The organism is Pukyongia salina (genome assembly GCF_002966125.1).
Taxonomy (GTDB): Bacteria; Bacteroidota; Bacteroidia; order Flavobacteriales; family Flavobacteriaceae; genus Pukyongia; species Pukyongia salina.
Genome location: NZ_CP027062.1, coordinates 277,947 through 297,639, shown reverse-complemented (window position 1 = coordinate 297,639; position 19,693 = coordinate 277,947). Strand labels below are relative to the sequence as shown.

The window sequence follows — 19,693 nt, the reverse complement described above, 5'->3', positions numbered from 1 at the left end:
ATATCCCGGGAGGGTTGGTCTCTTCCGGGTTAAAAATACTGAACTATGAAACACAGTTATCTAACACTCATACTTTTGATTTTACTTGGGACCTTTAGTGGTACGGCTCAGCAGGATCCCCAGTATACGCAGTATATGTACAATACGCAGATTGTCAACCCTGCCTATGCCGGATCTCGTGACGCCCTTAGTTTTGGGTTGTTGTACCGCACGCAGTGGGTTGGATTCGAGGGGGCTCCAAAGACGGCTTCCTTTACTGCCAATACGCCCATAGGTTCGCTGGATAATATGGGTCTTGGGATATCTATTGTACGCGATGAGTTGGGGCCAGCCGTCGAGTCTAATGTGAATATCGATTATTCCTATACGATCAACACCTCGGATAACGGGGAGCTGTCCTTTGGATTAAAGGCGGGACTCGATCTGTTGGATGTGGATTTCACTAAGTTGAATATCTTCGATCAGAACGATCCTCGATTTCAGAATAATATAGACAACAAACTACAGCCACAGATAGGAGCCGGGGTGTACTACAACACCGAGAAGTTCTATGCGGGGCTATCGGTACCAAACTTTTTAACGACCAAGCATTTCGATGAGGGATCTCTGGCCAATATAGATAAGGAGACCATAGCCGCGGAGCGTTTACACTATTTCCTTATTGCGGGCTATGTATTTGATGTGAGCGATAATTTGAAATTCAAACCCGCCACGCTGGTGAAGGCTGTTAGCGGATCACCCTTACAATGGGATGTATCGGCCAACTTTTTGATCAATGAGAAATTTACCTTAGGAGCCGCTTATCGATGGAGTGCTGCCTTGAGTGGCCTGGTAGGTTTCCAGGCTTCGGATGAGATATTTATTGGATTTGGATACGACTTCCAGACCACGGATATAGAGGATTACAGTGATGGTTCGTATGAGATCATGCTGCGTTTCGATGTATTCAAAACACCAGAAAGGGTACTAACACCACGATTCTTCTAAAAAGAACAGGTTAGTTTTCAACTAGAAATTAGGTTAAAAGAGAAGCACCGGAATGAAAATTCCGGTGCTTTTTTTATTTAAAATATTAAAAATAAGTGCCCCTGAAATTAAACGAAATCGCCAAAATATTATTAACAAATATTTCCTACAAACATGTTAAGAAATTCCAAACTTTAATAGCTGTCGATTAATAAAATTTGACTTCTTTTAATGATGAATTGTTCCAATAAAACCAAAATAATTCCCACAAAAAAAAATCTTGTCACTCCTTAAAATACGAGCATATACGTGTAAACACGTAGCCTTAATTCCTACAAAAAAAATCGTGAAAATTTTAAAAATTGTGCTGTTCAACGAATATTTCAACGCTTGGGCTAAAACTCCGTTATTGGGAAATCTATAACGATTTTTCCTACGTATATTTGATATAAGCAGAGTAACTTCAAATGCAGTTGGGGCATTTTTCTTACTTCAGAAAAAAAATAATAAAATTTAAGAGCGTATGCGAACTACTACTCATTCTATCTCGCGACAGAGAGTTATGAAATATTTGTGTCTATTCACTATTCTTCTCTCTTCTATAATGGTTTACGGACAAGATCCTCTACCAACCATAGTTCCTAATACGAACAGAGGTTTACCTTTCCTTTATGCACTTCCGGATAATGGTACCGATCTGTTCTCGGTGGCGCCGGATCCTACAGCGAATCCAACGCCAACTCCTTCTATTCAATCGACCGATAGAACGTTTGATGGGGAAGGATCAGGATTTCGTGCAACAGATCGATTGGTTTATGCCTACGATAACGATAATGACCTCTACAGTGTGAATCCATCTACTGGAAATTCTACCCTATTGGTAAATGACATGTTTACCGGAGTTGTTCAGGGTGTAGAATTCTATTTAAACAATGTAACCGGTGAAGAGGTTATGTTTGTGATTGTGGATCCAAGTGGTGATGGTAATGGAGGTACAAAATTATATGCATACAATCCAAATGATAACTGGGCAGAATATGCCGGTTATCCTAAAACATTAACCGGAGGAACTAAAAGAGCCGACGGTATAGCTTGGAACCCCTCGACAGGGGATTTTTATGTTCAGACAGATGATGATGTTGATTTTTATATCATCGACGTTACCACCGGTAATACTACTTTCGCATTTTCTACCGAATTTGCTGTAGATGGCGAGGGAATAGGTTTTGCTGCTGATGGAAAACTCTACACAGAAAGTGACCGAAATGGTGAACGGGTAATTTATCAAGTAGACATAACGAACGGAGATCTTACGGAGGCGGCTCAGTTGCCAGGAGATGATGATGTAGAAGGTATTATGGGTAACGTTGGCGCCAGAGATGATGGCGGTGACCTGCCAAGCTCGTATGGATGGGCTGCTCACCAGCTACCTGTACTGGAATCTACACCTGTTACAATCTACCTTGGTTCAATTGCTCCCGATGCGGAGGATCCTTTTAGTAATGTAAATGGTGGTTTTGGTGATGATGTGAACGGGATTGATGATGAAGATGGTGTATCTCTCGATGGTGCGCCTCTTGATAACCAAATATTAATTCCCGGACAGTCGTATACTTTAAATATAGTTACAAACGGAAATGGTGATCTTAATGCATGGATCGATTGGAACGGTGATGGTGATTTCGATAGTAATGAGCAAATCGCCGATGATGTTCTGCCATCAGGAGGTATGATTAACCTCAATGTAAATGTTCCACCTAGTGCAGTAATAGGTGTAACTTACGCTCGTTTTAGATACTCTTCTCAAAAAAATCTTACCCCTAGTTATTCTGAAGCACCTAATGGTGAGGTGGAGGATTATAAGATCAGTATTGCAAGAGAACCTATAGCAAGAGATTGTAACTGTTCCCCTGTTTATAAGGATTCGAATTTTGCAAACCCTACCTTAATTGACGGTCAGGATCTGCAAGTTGGAGCAGTATACCGTTTCAGTAATGTTTTTCCAAATAACCCTCACGGAAATGATCTTGACGCCTTAGTTAAAATTGAAGATTTTTCAGGTGGAGCTTCCTTATTGGAGATCGATGTAACATCTTCAGGATTACAGGAAGCATTTCAGCCAAGGATAAATAGTACGAATGATAATGATCAAAGTGTACTCTTTAGTATAACTTTTGTCGAATCGGGTGGCAATTATGGCGATGAGGTAGATATTTCATTTTATGGAACTCCTCTCGATATAGACGGAGATGGAAATTCAACTCGTGAATACGCCGAACTGAGCCTTCCAGATGCTTATTTTTTCGACAATAATGCATTAATAGATATCTCACAAAGTGCAACGGTTATCCGAGGAGAAGCTACTACTACTTCTACTGCTCCAGGCGGGGATGTATCATTGGATCCAAAATATACTTATAGTAACTATTGGGAAACAAAATCCTCTCTTGAATACCGTATTGGAAAAGTAGATGGAGATAGTGATCGTTACTACTCATTTAACGTAAGCTGTGCGGTTTACGATGACCCTAATTCAGTGTTACTAACATATCCTGTAATTTGTGGGACCGTAAGTGACGAGGGCGGAAGTCCGTTATCCGGGGTAGATGTTGATATAACTGGTTCCGATGGAAGTTCAGTGACAGTTCAAACCGATATCAACGGAGATTATAAGACTACTGCACTCATACCAACGAATATGGTAGATGTTGTCTATGAAATTCGGGAAAATGATCCTGTTGGATATATCTCTGTTTCTGACGTGGATGGCGCTAACGATAACCTGATTACGAGAACCATTTCTGTTGAATCGAGTTGCGACAACGACTTTGTGGATGGAATTGAGGGTCCTAATGGATGGGCATTCGAATGTGGTGACGATAAATTGGTAGATGAGTATGGATATAATGCTAATTGTAATATAACAACCGTTGCGAATATCCCCGATCCTGCAAACGTATATCAGTATGTAGTAGAGATCGTATATAAAGGTAGTAATCCGGGGCAGACCCTGGATGTAGTAGACAGCGGAGGAACAACCCATACAATTCCGCGATCTGTTCCTGTGGGGACTAGCTCGAATATTTGGGTTTACAGAGGCCTGATAGCCGGTAACACAAGCTCAATCACCTATACTACTACCGAAAGTCTAAAATGTAAGTTGCAGTCTGTAGTGCTTTACGCCTTCAGAAATGTACCAAATGCATCCTCTAGCTCTGGTGTTTTCACCAGTAGAAGTGGTGTAAACGATATACAGGTGATCACTATCGATGTTCCTGCGTTCAATGAACCAAGAAACCTTATCATTGAAACACCAATTTCCGAATTAACCGATGATGGCAGATACTTATTATTAACTGCTGAAGCGGGAGGTGTTTCAGAGCAGGTGTTCATTTATGGACCGGATTCTACCTTACCCGGAGGATCATGTTGTCTTGCAATTCCTTCACTTACCCTTGTTGCGGTACCCGGTGCGGCAACTCAGGTAACCATAACCGTGGATACCAGAAATAACCAGAACGGACAATCTGTAAACGGACAGTCATGGGTTATTGCCAGTGGTGTGAATGTAGACGGAGATTGTTTCAGAAATACAACCGATGCAATAAATGATATTAATAACACCTTTACCGATATACCGGTAGCTGGAAATGTTCTTACCAACGATGAGGATCCTCAGGGAGACAATCAAACGGTAACAACTACAGGAAATATTCCAACAACAGCCGGCGGTAACGCTGTAATGAATGCCGATGGTAGTTATGTGTATACTCCACCCGCTGGATATTCTGGTCCGGATACGTTCCAATATAGTATTGTAGATGATGGATTACCACCTGCAACAGATTCCGCTACCGTATTCATAGAGGTACTACCTCTGATGCAAAATACAACTATTGCCAACGCCGATACGGCAGGTACCGAAGTAAATGTTCCGGTATCCGGTAATGTGCTAGTAAACGATTTCGATCCTGAAGGTGATAACCAGGTAGTGACCAATGTAGGAACCTTCCCAACTACACAGGGCGGAAGTATTACAATCGACGCCAATGGTAATTTCACATACACCCCACCTCTGGACTTTGAAGGCGAGGATACTTTCGAATATTTCATCGAAGATGATAATATCATGCAGGCAACAGATTCTGCTATTCTTACGATTACTGTGAATGGTGATCCGAATATGAACAGAACTTATGCTAATGACGATGCCTATAATGGCAACCAGGGTGCAACTATAACAGGAAATGTATTGGATAATGATTCAGATCCGGAAGGAGATACCCAGATGGTTGATACTACTATCACACCTGTAAGTGGTCCTTCTAATGGTGTACTAACTATAAACGCCGATGGTACCTTTAGTTATGTGCCTAATGATCCTAATTTCTTCGGAACAGATCAGTTTGTATACGAGATCTTCGATAATGGTACTCCGGAAGCAAGAGACCAGGCCACCGTTTTCATCACGTTGTCTGGAATCAATACTACCGATGCTGTTAACGATATTAATAACACCTTTACCGATATACCGGTAGCTGGAAATGTTCTTACCAACGATGAAGATGATCAAGGAGACAATCAAACGGTAACTACTACCGGAATTATACCAACAACAGCCGGTGGTAATGCAGTAATGAATGCCGACGGTAGTTATGTTTATACTCCTCCGGCCGGATATTCAGGTCCTGATACCTTCCAGTATAGTATTGAGGATGATGGAAATCCACAGGCAACCGATAGTGCAACAGTATTTATCGAGGTATTGCCGATCGGTCAAAACACAACCATCGCCAATGCAGATACTGCTGGTACCGAAGTAAATGTACCGGTGTCTGGAAACGTACTCGCGAACGACTTCGACCCGGAAGGTGATAATCAGGTTGTTACTAACCCGGGAACTTTCCCAACAACTCAGGGCGGTACTATTACCATCCTGCCTGATGGAAGTTTTACATATACACCACCTCTGGATTTTGAAGGTGAGGATACTTTCGAGTATTTCATAGCCGATGACAATCCGATGCAGGCAACAGATTCTGCTATACTTACTATTACCGTAAATGGTGATCCTAATAGAAACAGAACCTATGCCAATGATGATGCCTATAATGGCAACCAGGGTGCAACCATAACAGGTAATGTATTGGATAACGATACAGATCCGGAAGGAGATATCCAGATGGTCGATACCACTGTAACTCCGGTTAGCGGCCCTTCAAGTGGTGTTCTAACTATCAATGCCAATGGTACTTTTAGTTATGTGCCTAACGATCCTAATTTCTTCGGAACCGATCAATTTGTGTACGAGATCTTCGACGACGGCACTCCTGTCGCCAGAGACCGTGCCACTGTGATTATTACAGTTTTTGGACAAAATAAGATACTGGCAGTAGATGATATTAATAATACCTATGTAGATCTACCGGTAAGTGGTAGTGTAGCGACCAATGATGAGAATCCTGATGGTCCTGCGGGCACCGAGGTGTTCACTGTTGTGGGTGGTGGTCCGTCTAACGGAACCCTTGCCTTCAACCCTGATGGTAGCTATACCTATACTCCGGATCCTGGCTTTACAGGTGAGGATACCTTCGAGTACCAGGTGTGTGATGGTGGAAACCCACAGGCCTGTGATACGGCTACGGTTTACATCGAGGTATTACCACTGAGTGGTCCTGATAACGAGCCACCGGTAGCCAATGCCGATACCAACACCACAGAGGTAGACACTCCTGTGAGTGGTAATGTATTGCCAAACGACTTTGATCCAGATGGTGATCCAATCGTGGTTACGTCCAACACCCAGCCGGTAAATGGTTCGGTGACGGTGAATCCTGACGGTAGTTATACCTATACACCAGATCCTGGCTTCGAGGGAGAAGATACCTTCGAGTATACGATCTGTGATAATGGTACCCCGGCCTTATGTGATACGGCCACGGTAACCATCCAGGTGATCCCAGATAGTGGTAACATCACAGTTGCCAATGATGATGCGTACAATGGTGCGATCGATATGGACATCACCGGTAATGTACTGGATAACGACAACGATCCTGAGGGCGACACCCAGATGGTAGACACCACAGTAACTCCTGTGAGTGGGCCAAGTAATGGTACCTTGTCTATCAATGCTGATGGAAGCTTTACCTATACGCCAAATGCCGGATTCTTCGGAACCGATCAGTTTGTGTACGAGATCTTCGACGACGGCACTCCTGTTGCCAGAGACCGTGCAACGGTTTACTTAACGGTAGCCGATCCAAACAACGACATCCTGGCTGTAGACGATATTAATAATACCTATGTAGATCTACCGGTAAGTGGTAGTGTAGCGACCAATGATGAGAATCCTGATGGTCCTGCGGGCACCGAGGTGTTCACTGTTGTGGGTGGTGGTCCGTCTAACGGAACCCTTGCCTTCAACCCTGATGGTAGCTATACCTATACTCCGGATCCTGGCTTTACAGGTGAGGATACCTTCGAGTACCAGGTGTGTGATGGTGGAAACCCACAGGCTTGTGATACGGCTACGGTTTACATCGAGGTATTACCACTGAGTGGTCCTGATAACGAGCCACCGGTAGCCAATGCCGATACCAACACCACAGAGGTAGACACTCCTGTGAGTGGTAATGTATTGCCAAACGACTTTGATCCAGATGGTGATCCAATCGTGGTTACGTCCAACACCCAGCCGGTAAATGGTTCGGTGACGGTGAATCCTGACGGTAGTTATACCTATACACCAGATCCTGGCTTCGAGGGAGAAGATACCTTCGAGTATACGATCTGTGATAATGGTACCCCGGCCTTATGTGATACGGCCACGGTAACCATCCAGGTGATCCCAGATAGTGGTAACATCACAGTTGCCAATGATGATGCGTACAATGGTGCGATCGATATGGACATCACCGGTAATGTACTGGATAACGACAACGATCCTGAGGGCGACACCCAGATGGTAGACACCACAGTAACTCCTGTGAGTGGGCCAAGTAATGGTACCTTGTCTATCAATGCTGATGGAAGCTTTACCTATACGCCAAATGCCGGATTCTTCGGAACCGATCAGTTTGTGTACGAGATCTTCGACGACGGCACTCCTGTTGCCAGAGACCGTGCGACGGTTTACTTAACGGTAGCCGATCCAAACAACGACATCCTGGCTGTAGATGATATTAATAATACCTATGTAGATCTACCGGTAAGTGGTAGTGTAGCGACCAATGATGAGAATCCTGATGGTCCTGCGGGCACCGAGGTGTTCACTGTTGTGGGTGGTGGTCCGTCTAACGGAACCCTTGCCTTCAACCCTGATGGTAGCTATACCTATACTCCGGATCCTGGCTTTACAGGTGAGGATACCTTCGAGTACCAGGTGTGTGATGGTGGAAACCCACAGGCTTGTGATACGGCTACGGTTTACATCGAGGTATTACCACTGAGTGGTCCTGATAACGAGCCACCGGTAGCCAATGCCGATACCAACACCACAGAGGTAGACACTCCTGTGAGTGGTAATGTATTGCCAAACGACTTTGATCCAGATGGTGATCCAATCGTGGTTACGTCCAACACCCAGCCGGTAAATGGTTCGGTGACGGTGAATCCTGACGGTAGTTATACCTATACACCAGATCCTGGCTTCGAGGGAGAAGATACCTTCGAGTATACGATCTGTGATAATGGTACCCCGGCCTTATGTGATACGGCCACGGTAACCATCCAGGTGATCCCAGATAGTGGTAACATCACAGTTGCCAATGATGATGCGTACAATGGTGCGATCGATATGGATATCACTGGTAATGTACTGGATAACGACAACGATCCTGAGGGCGACACCCAGATGGTAGACACCACAGTAACTCCTGTGAGTGGGCCAAGTAATGGTACCTTGTCTATCAATGCTGATGGAAGCTTTACCTATACGCCAAATGCCGGATTCTTCGGAACCGATCAGTTTGTGTACGAGATCTTCGACGACGGCACTCCTGTTGCCAGAGACCGTGCGACGGTTTACTTAACGGTAGCCGATCCGAACAACGACATCCTGGCTGTAGACGATATTAATAATACCTATGTAGATCTACCGGTAAGTGGTAGTGTAGCGACCAATGATGAGAATCCTGATGGTCCTGCGGGCACCGAGGTGTTCACTGTTGTGGGTGGTGGTCCGTCTAACGGAACCCTTGCCTTCAACCCTGATGGTAGTTATACCTATACTCCGGATCCTGGCTTTACAGGTGAGGATACCTTCGAGTACCAGGTGTGTGATGGTGGAAACCCACAGGCCTGTGATACGGCTACGGTTTACATCGAGGTATTACCACTGAGTGGTCCTGATAACGAGCCACCGGTAGCCAATGCCGATACCAACACCACAGAGGTAGACACTCCTGTGAGTGGTAATGTATTGCCAAACGACTTTGATCCAGATGGTGATCCAATCGTGGTTACATCCAACACCCAGCCGGTAAATGGTTCGGTGACGGTGAATCCTGACGGTAGTTATACCTATACACCAGATCCTGGCTTCGAGGGAGAAGATACCTTCGAGTATACGATCTGTGATAATGGTACCCCGGCCTTATGTGATACGGCCACGGTAACCATCCAGGTGATCCCAGATAGTGGTAACATCACAGTTGCCAATGATGATGCGTACAATGGTGCGATCGATATGGATATCACTGGTAATGTACTGGATAACGACAACGATCCTGAGGGCGACACCCAGATGGTAGACACCACAGTAACTCCTGTGAGTGGGCCAAGTAATGGTACCTTGTCTATCAATGCTGATGGAAGCTTTACCTATACGCCAAATGCCGGATTCTTCGGAACCGATCAGTTTGTGTACGAGATCTTCGACGACGGCACTCCTGTTGCCAGAGACCGTGCGACGGTTTACTTAACGGTAGCCGATCCGAACAACGACATCCTGGCTGTAGACGATATTAATAATACCTATGTAGATCTACCGGTAAGTGGTAGTGTAGCGACCAATGATGAGAATCCTGATGGTCCTGCGGGCACCGAGGTGTTCACTGTTGTGGGTGGTGGTCCGTCTAACGGAACCCTTGCCTTCAACCCTGATGGTAGTTATACCTATACTCCGGATCCTGGCTTTACAGGTGAGGATACCTTCGAGTACCAGGTGTGTGATGGTGGAAACCCACAGGCCTGTGATACGGCTACGGTTTACATCGAGGTATTACCACTGAGTGGTCCTGATAACGAGCCACCGGTAGCCAATGCCGATACCAACACCACAGAGGTAGACACTCCTGTGAGTGGTAATGTATTGCCAAACGACTTTGATCCAGATGGTGATCCAATCGTGGTTACATCCAACACCCAGCCGGTAAATGGTTCGGTGACGGTGAATCCTGACGGTAGTTATACCTATACACCAGATCCTGGCTTCGAGGGAGAAGATACCTTCGAGTATACGATCTGTGATAATGGTACCCCGGCCTTATGTGATACGGCCACGGTAACCATCCAGGTGATCCCAGATAGTGGTAACATCACAGTTGCCAATGATGATGCGTACAATGGTGCGATCGATATGGATATCACTGGTAATGTACTGGATAACGACAACGATCCTGAGGGCGACACCCAGATGGTAGACACCACAGTAACTCCTGTGAGTGGGCCAAGTAATGGTACCTTGTCTATCAATGCTGATGGAAGCTTTACCTATACGCCAAATGCCGGATTCTTCGGAACCGATCAGTTTGTGTACGAGATCTTCGACGACGGCACTCCTGTTGCCAGAGACCGTGCGACGGTTTACTTAACGGTAGCCGATCCGAACAACGACATCCTGGCTATAGACGATATTAACGATACTTTCGTCAACTTACCAGTTAGCGGTGATGTTAGTACGAACGATCTTAATCCTGATGGTCCTGCAGGTACCGAGGTGTTTACTTTGGTAGGTGCTGGTCCGTCTAACGGTACCCTGGTGTTTAACCCGGATGGAACCTATACTTATACACCAGATTTAGATTTCGTGGGCGAAGATACCTTCGAATACCAGGTGTGTGATGGTGGAAATCCACAGGCATGTGACACGGCAACAGTTTATATTGAAGTTGTAGACGATCCTGTATTAGGTAATGATCCACCGGTAGCCAATGCCGATACCAACACCACAGAGGTAGACACTCCTGTGAGTGGTAATGTATTGCCAAACGACTTTGATCCAGATGGTGATCCAATCGTGGTTACGTCCAACACCCAGCCGGTAAATGGTTCGGTGACGGTGAATCCTGACGGTAGTTATACCTATACACCAGATCCTGGCTTCGAGGGAGAAGATACCTTCGAGTATACGATCTGTGATAATGGTACCCCGGCCTTATGTGATACGGCCACGGTAACCATCCAGGTGATACCTAATAATGGAAACATAACAACAGCAAATGACGACGCTTATTATGGTGAAATAGATATGGCTGTAACTGGAAATGTTCTTGATAATGATCAGGATGTGGAAGGAGACACCCAAATGGTAGACACCACAGTAACTCCTGTGAGTGGGCCAAGTAATGGTACCTTGTCTATCAATGCTGATGGAAGCTTTACCTATACGCCAAATGCCGGATTTATTGGAACCGATCAGTTTGTATACGAGATCTTTGATGATGGTACGCCAGAGGCACGGGACAGAGCTACTGTTTATATCCTGATTGAACAAACTCCTAATCCGGATATTCAGATAGTAAAGTCGGGTGTGTTGAATGACCAGAATCAAAATCAGTGTACAGATCCGGGAGAGACAATTACATACACATTTACCGTAACCAACCCTGGTAATGTACCACTTGGATCGGTAGTTGTAACAGATCCTCTGCTGGAAGCACCAAACCCTGTAGTACCTATAGTGTTTGTGTCTGGAGATACTAACAATGACGGACTTCTCGACATTACAGAGACCTGGATTTATACGGCAGATTACGTTATTACCCAGGCAGATATAGATGCCGGTCAGGTGAATAACCAGGCCACTGCTACGGGAACAGATGCTGATGGAAATACAGTTACCGATATTTCGAATGCGGTAGTGACCGATCTATGTCAGAACCCCGCTATCGATATCCTGAAAACAGCGATGTACGATGACGGTGGAGATTGTTCAGATCCAGGTGAGCTGATCAACTATACTTTCACAGTAACCAATGCCGGAAACGTATCACTTTCAAATGTGGTTGTGAACGATCCTCTATTAGGTGGTGTTGTTCCAGGACCAGATTCAGGAGATACAGACAATGATGGAGAGCTTGATGTCACTGAAACGTGGATCTATACCGGTAGTTATGCGATCACGCAGGCCGATATCGATGCTGGTTCGGTTCAGAATACAGCAACGGTAACTGGTACGGCACCAGATCAGACTACAGTAACAGATACTTCAAATTCTGTAGTGACCGATCTATGTCAGGGTCCTGCTATCGATATCCTGAAAACAGCGATGTACGATGACGGTGGAGATTGTTCAGATCCAGGTGAGCTGATCAACTATACGTTCACAGTAACCAATGCCGGAAACGTATCACTTTCAAATGTGGTTGTGAACGATCCTCTATTAGGTGGTGTTGTTCCGGGACCAGATTCAGGAGATACAGACAATGACGGAGAGCTTGATGTAACTGAAACGTGGATCTATACCGGTAGTTATGCGATCACGCAGGCCGATATCGATGCTGGTTCGGTTCAGAATACAGCAACGGTAACCGGTATGGCACCAGATCAGACTACAGTAACAGATACTTCAAATTCTGTAGTGACCGATCTATGTCAGGGTCCTGCTATTGATATCCTGAAAACAGCGATGTACGATGACGGTGGAGATTGTTCAGATCCAGGTGAGCTGATCAACTATACTTTCACAGTAACCAATGCCGGAAACGTATCACTTTCAAATGTGGTTGTGAACGATCCTCTATTAGGTGGTGTTGTTCCGGGACCAGATTCAGGAGATACAGACAATGACGGAGAGCTTGATGTAACTGAAACGTGGATCTATACCGGTAGTTATGCGATCACGCAGGCCGATATCGATGCTGGTTCGGTTCAGAATACAGCAACGGTAACCGGTATGGCACCAGATCAGACTACAGTAACAGATACTTCAAATTCTGTAGTGACCGATCTATGTCAGGGTCCTGCTATTGATATCCTGAAAACAGCGATGTACGATGACGGTGGAGATTGTTCAGATCCAGGTGAGCTGATCAACTATACTTTCACAGTAACCAATGCCGGAAACGTATCACTTTCAAATGTGGTTGTGAACGATCCTCTATTAGGTGGTGTTGTTCCAGGACCAGATTCAGGAGATACAGACAATGACGGAGAGCTTGATGTAACTGAAACGTGGATCTATACCGGTAGTTATGCGATCACGCAGGCCGATATCGATGCTGGTTCGGTTCAGAATACAGCAACGGTAACTGGTACGGCACCAGATCAGACTACAGTAACAGATACTTCAAATTCTGTAGTAACTAATCTATGTCAGGCTGCAAACATCGCTATCGTTAAGACCGGTGTATTTGTAGACGGAAATGGAAATCAGTGTGCAGATCCGGGTGAGATGATCGATTATACATTCACAGTAACCAATGAAGGAAATGTATCCCTGGCATCGGTGACAGTTACCGATCTGTTGTTAGGTGGAAACGTTCCGGGACCAGATTCTGGAGATACCGATAATGACGGCGAACTGGATGTTACTGAAACATGGATCTTCTTAGGAAGCTACGCCATTACACAGGCAGATATTGATGCAGGAGAAGTAGTGAACCAGGCAACTGCTGAAGGTACCGATCCTAATGGAAATATCGTATCAGATCTTTCTGATGATAACAGTGTACTTGAAGACGATCCTACGGTAGTTGGCTTATGCCAGGCTGCAAGTATCGCCCTGATCAAGGAAGGAACACTTCCACCACCTAGTGGCGGAGGATGTCCAACCCCTGGTGATGTGATCGAATATACATTTACAGTTGTGAACACTGGAAACGTAACCTTAACAGATATAACCATTACGGATATGTTAGTTACTGTTATAGGTGGACCGATCGATCTTGCTCCTGGAGCCACAGATGCAACTACGTTTACTGCAACTTATGTACTTACTCAAGCCGATATAGATGCCGGATTTGTTGAGAACCAGGCTGAAGTTTTCGGAACTACACCAACGGGTGGAACTGTTTCGGATCTTTCGGATGACGAAGTGATCACAGAAGATGATCCAACAATTGTAGACTTATGTCAGGCACCAATTATCGCCATTGTTAAAGTGGGAACAGTAAATGATGAAAACGGAAATAAATGTGCCGATGAGGGAGAGACCATCTCTTACGAATTCACCATCTTCAATTTGGGTAATGTAACCTTACATAACATATTTGTTACAGATCCAATGGTGAATGTACAGGGTGGACCAATTTCTCTTGGACCATTACAGACCGATAATACTTCCTTCTCTGCAATCTATACGCTTACACAAGCCGATATAGATGCTGGAGAGGTAGTAAACCAGGCGACCGTAACAGGAACCTCTCAAGTGGGAGATACAGTTTCTGATATCTCGGATGAATCCAGTGAATTTGGTAACGATCCAACGATCACCGATCTATGTCAGGAACCTGTAATAGCACTTATTAAAACAGGAACTCCTACCGATGAGAACGGTAATGGATGTGTTGACCTTGGAGAAACCATTGTTTACGACTTTGTTGTAACCAATGTTGGAAACGTGTTGTTAACCGATGTAATGGTAACAGATCCTATGGTGAACGTTGTTGGAGGACCAATTTCTTTGGCGGCAGGAGAATCTGATACCGAAACATTCAGTGCTGTATACACGGTAGTTCAAGACGATGTAGATGCCGGCTTAGTATCTAACCAGGCGACAGCCGAAGGTACCGATCCTAATGGTACGGTGGTAAGTGATCTATCTGATGACAACAGTATTTTCGAGAACGATCCAACGATCACGGTTCTTTGCCAGGATCCTGGACTTTCATTAGAGAAAACAGGAGTCTTCAACGATGAGAACGGAGATGGAATACCAAACATTGGTGAGACAATATCGTACCTGTTCATGGTTACCAATATTGGTAACGTAACATTATACGATATCACTATCTCCGATGATCTACCGGGAATCATAATAGAAGGCGGCCCAATAGCTGTTCTTCAGCCGGGAGAGGTTGATGATACGACCTTTACAGGTACCTATGCGATCACTCAGGCCGACATTGATGCCGGTGAGGTGGTTAACCAGGCGGTAGCGACCGGATACGATATCAATGGTAATGAAGTGACCGATCTATCGGATGATCCGAACGATCCAACGAACTTCGATGCCAATGGTGATGGAGAACCCGATGATCCAACGGTTACTATTTTACCGAATGTATTGGTTGAGCCACCGTTCGAGATCTTTAACGGTATCACTCCTGATGGAGATGGTATGAACGACTTCTTCCGCATTGTAGGAATTGAGGAGTATCCAGACAATAACATGAAGATCTTCAACCGTTGGGGTGTCTTAGTTTGGGAGACCGATGGCTATGGCGGTTCTAATGGTGAGGAGAATGTGTTTAGAGGGATTTCCGATGGTCGTTCGACCATACGACAGGGAGAGATGTTACCTACCGGTACGTATTATTATGTACTTACGATCTTAGGAGAGGACAATCCTGGAGAGTCAAGTTACGCCGGATACTTATACATAAATAGATAGAAAATCAAAAATATCCCGGGAGGGTTGGTCTCTTCCGGGTTAAAAATACTGAACTATGAAACACAGTTATCTAACACTCATACTTTTGATTTTACTTGGGACCTTTAGTGGTACGGCTCAGCAGGATCCCCAGTATACGCAGTATATGTACAATACGCAGATTGTCAACCCTGCCTATGCCGGATCTCGTGACGCCCTTAGTTTTGGGTTGTTGTACCGCACGCAGTGGGTTGGATTCGAGGGGGCTCCAAAGACGGCTTCCTTTACTGCCAATACGCCCATAGGTTCGCTGGATAATATGGGTCTTGGGATATCTATTGTACGCGATGAGTTGGGGCCAGCCGTCGAGTCTAATGTGAATATTGATTATTCCTATACGATCAACACCTCGGATAACGGGGAGCTGTCCTTTGGATTAAAGGCGGGACTCGATCTGTTGGATGTGGATTTCACTAAGTTGAATATCTTCGATCAGAACGATCCTCGATTTCAGAATAATATAGACAACAAACTACAGCCACAGATAGGAGCCGGGGTGTACTACAACACCGAGAAGTTCTATGCGGGGCTATCGGTACCAAACTTTTTAACGACCAAGCATTTCGATGAGGGATCTCTGGCCAATATAGATAAGGAGACCATAGCCGCGGAGCGTTTACACTATTTCCTTATTGCGGGCTATGTATTTGATGTGAGCGATAATTTGAAATTCAAACCCGCCACGCTGGTAAAGGCTGTTAGCGGATCACCCTTACAATGGGATGTATCGGCCAACTTTTTGATCAATGAGAAATTTACCTTAGGAGCCGCTTATCGATGGAGTGCTGCCTTGAGTGGCCTGGTAGGCTTCCAGGCTTCGGATGAGATATTTATTGGATTTGGATACGACTTCCAGACCACGGATATAGAGGATTACAGTGATGGTTCGTATGAGATCATGCTGCGTTTCGATGTATTCAAAACACCAGAAAGGGTACTAACACCACGATTCTTCTAAAACACTTACACCATGAAGACATTACCTAATAAATTTATTCTATTAACCCTGGTTATTCTATTTACCAGTGTGTCATTTGCGCAAAAGAAAGAATTAGAAAAAGCGAATAAGGAATTCGACAAATACGCTTATATCGATGCGCGTGAGATATACTTGAAAGTTGTTGAGGACGGATATACCTCGGCACAAATATTTAAGAACCTGGGAGACACCTATTATTGGAATAGCGACTATGATAACGCTGCCAAATGGTATCAAAGACTTATTAATGAATATCCTTCGGAAGCGGAAGCGAATTATTATTATCGGGCCGCTCAATCCTTGAAAAGCCTCGGGCAAACCGAACTGGCCGATGGTTTAATGAAAACCTATATTCAGAAAGGAGGAGATCCAAAGATCATTAAAGCATCGAATACCAGTTTCCTGGAATATGAAGTTGAACTTCAGAAAGTATCTGTAAATACAGAATACTCAGATTTTGGAGCAGCATTTTACGGGAACAAACTCGTTTTTGCTTCTGCCACAAAACGAAGTGAAGGTGATAAGATCCACGAATGGAACGAACAACCATTTTTAGACCTGTTTGTTGCGGATATGGATGAAAATGGAATGTTATCTAATGCAACTCCTTTGGATGGAGAAGTTAATACTCCTTTTCACGAATCTTCTGCTGTATTTACCAAGGATGGTGGAACTATGTACTTTACCAGAAACAACTTTATCGATGGTAAAAAGGGAAGAGATAAAAACAAAACCATACGGTTAAAATTGTACAAAGCAACCAAAAGCGGGGATAACTACTGGACTAACATAGTAGAATTGCCTTTTAACAGTAAAGAATACTCTGTAGCTCATCCTGCACTTAGTCTGGACGAAAAACGATTATTCTTTTCTTCCGATATGCCGGGTACCAATGGTATGTCCGATATCTGGTATGTAGATATCCTTGAAGGTGATACCTACGGACCTCCTGTAAATGTTTCGGCATTAAATACAGAGGCGAGGGAATCGTTCCAGTTTATCAGCGAGAACAACAACCTTTATTTTGCCAGTGATGGACGCGGAGGCCTGGGCGGTTATGATGTATTTATGGTTCCCCTGGGTGATGACGGAATGCCTAATGGCGAGATAAAAAACCTTGGAGCTCCCACCAATAGCAACAAAGACGATTTTGGTTTTATAATCAACGAACGTAAAAGAATTGGATATGTTTCGTCTAACCGCGATGGTGAAAAAGGAAGTGTAGCCGATGAGATCTACAGAGTCCAGGAGCGTTGCGAAGTTACCATCGCAGGTACCATTACCAGCAATGTGAACAACGAGCCCGTTGCCAATGCTACGGTAACCTTATTAGATGAAAACAGTATAGTTGTAAAGACCATGACGGCCGATGCCAATGGGCGATATTCCTTCGACAACCTGGCGGAGTGTAGTTCGGTGTATATAGTTCGTGCCATAGGTGATGGTTGCGAGTACAACGAAAAACTGGTTACTACACCAACTGCTTCCGGAACCGTGATGGCCGATCTTGTTCTGGAATGCGATCCTTGTCCGCCAAACGATCTGGGTTGCCGACTTAAACTAGAGCCAATTTATTTTGATTTTGACAGATACAATATTCGTCCTGATGCTGAGATCGAATTAGCGAAGATCCTGGCAGCGATGAGACAATATCCTGAGCTTATCATTCATATAGAATCTCATACAGATTCGAGAGGAAACGACGCTTATAACGAAGCACTTTCCGAAAAACGAGCTCAGTCTACCTTAGAATGGTTGGTTGGTAAAGGTATAGACCGTAGCAGGCTTTCGGCCCGCGGATATGGTGAATACCAATTAACAAACCAGTGTTCTAATGGTGTTGAATGTACTGAAGAGGAGCATCAGCTTAACCGCAGATCGATGTTTATTATTCAGAATTAGGAATATTTTAACCTCACTTAAGGCGTCCGATACTTGTATTGGACGCTTTTTTGTTTGTTATTACACCCTGCTATTTCGTACTTTTGAAACAAAAAGAAAGGTTGCTATGCAGGAAGAACTTGTGATCCTTGTTAATGAACAGGACGAACAGATCGGGCTAATGCCCAAACAGGAGGCACACGAAAAGGCGGTATTACACCGGGCTTTCTCGGTGTTTATCTTTAATGATAAGGGTGAATTAATGCTGCAGCAGCGCGCGCTTCATAAATACCATTCCCCGGGACTGTGGACCAATACCTGCTGTAGCCACCAAAGAGAAGGTGAGTCGAACATAGAAGCCGGAACACGCAGGCTTAAGGAAGAAATGGGTTTCACTACAGATTTGAAAGAAACGACATCTTTTATTTACAAAGCACCATTTGATAACGGCCTCACTGAACACGAATATGATCATATCCTGGTAGGAAACTACAATGATGAACCCAAGATAAATAAAGATGAAGTCCATGCCTGGAAATGGATGCCAATAAAGGATGTTAAGGAAGACATGAAGTCTCATCCCGATAATTATACGGCCTGGTTTAAGATCATCTTTGATAAATTTTACCAACACCTATCGTCATGAGTTTAACAGTATATAGAAAGGCTCATTTTAACGCCGCTCACAGACTTTACCGTAAAGACTGGAGCGATGAGAAAAATGAAGAGATCTTCGGAAAATGTAATAATCCCCACTATCACGGGCATAATTACGAGCTGGAGGTTGGAGTGACCGGAGAAGTAGATCCGGAAACCGGTTACCTCATCGATATAAAAGTACTAAAAGACCTTATTCGTGAAGAAATAGAAGATGCGTTCGATCATAAGAACTTAAACCTGGAAGTTCCTGAATTTGCGAATTTGAATCCTACCGCCGAGAATATCGCCAAAGTGATATGGGAAAAACTCCGACCCAGACTAGACTCGAAATTCGACCTCTCGGTTAAATTATATGAAACCCCCAGAAACTTTGTACTTTATACGGGTTGATC

The 19,693-nt window shown here is 44.4% G+C and carries 6 protein-coding genes; all 6 read left to right on the top strand.

Annotated features, from left to right (window positions below; genetic code table 11):
- Nucleotides 1-45: 45 nt before the first annotated feature.
- The 6 genes from C5O00_RS01360 (at nucleotide 46) to C5O00_RS01335 (ending at nucleotide 19,691) form a co-directional block, all read left to right on the top strand.
- On the top strand, nucleotides 46-987 hold the full coding sequence (locus C5O00_RS01360; protein WP_105214249.1) for a PorP/SprF family type IX secretion system membrane protein: 942 nt from the start codon (nucleotides 46-48) through the stop codon (nucleotides 985-987).
- Nucleotides 988-1,489: 502 nt separating this feature from the next.
- Nucleotides 1,490-15,742, top strand: coding sequence for an Ig-like domain-containing protein (locus C5O00_RS01355; protein WP_105214250.1), 14,253 nt, complete (start codon nucleotides 1,490-1,492; stop codon nucleotides 15,740-15,742).
- A 55-nt stretch (nucleotides 15,743-15,797) separates the two neighbouring features.
- Nucleotides 15,798-16,739, top strand: a complete 942-nt coding sequence (locus C5O00_RS01350) for a PorP/SprF family type IX secretion system membrane protein (RefSeq protein WP_105214249.1) — start codon at nucleotides 15,798-15,800, stop codon at nucleotides 16,737-16,739.
- A gap of 12 nt (nucleotides 16,740-16,751) precedes the next feature.
- Nucleotides 16,752-18,662 (top strand): OmpA family protein, encoded by a 1,911-nt coding sequence (locus tag C5O00_RS01345; protein ID WP_105214248.1) that lies wholly within the window; start codon nucleotides 16,752-16,754, stop codon nucleotides 18,660-18,662.
- 106 nt (nucleotides 18,663-18,768) lie between these two features.
- A complete protein-coding gene (gene idi, locus C5O00_RS01340) occupies nucleotides 18,769-19,287 on the top strand; it encodes an isopentenyl-diphosphate Delta-isomerase (RefSeq protein WP_105214247.1) in 519 nt (172 codons plus the stop codon).
- Nucleotides 19,284-19,691, top strand: a complete 408-nt coding sequence (locus C5O00_RS01335; RefSeq protein WP_105214246.1) for a 6-pyruvoyl trahydropterin synthase family protein — start codon at nucleotides 19,284-19,286, stop codon at nucleotides 19,689-19,691. Before idi ends, C5O00_RS01335 begins: the two co-directional genes overlap by 4 nt.
- Nucleotides 19,692-19,693 lie beyond the last annotated feature (2 nt).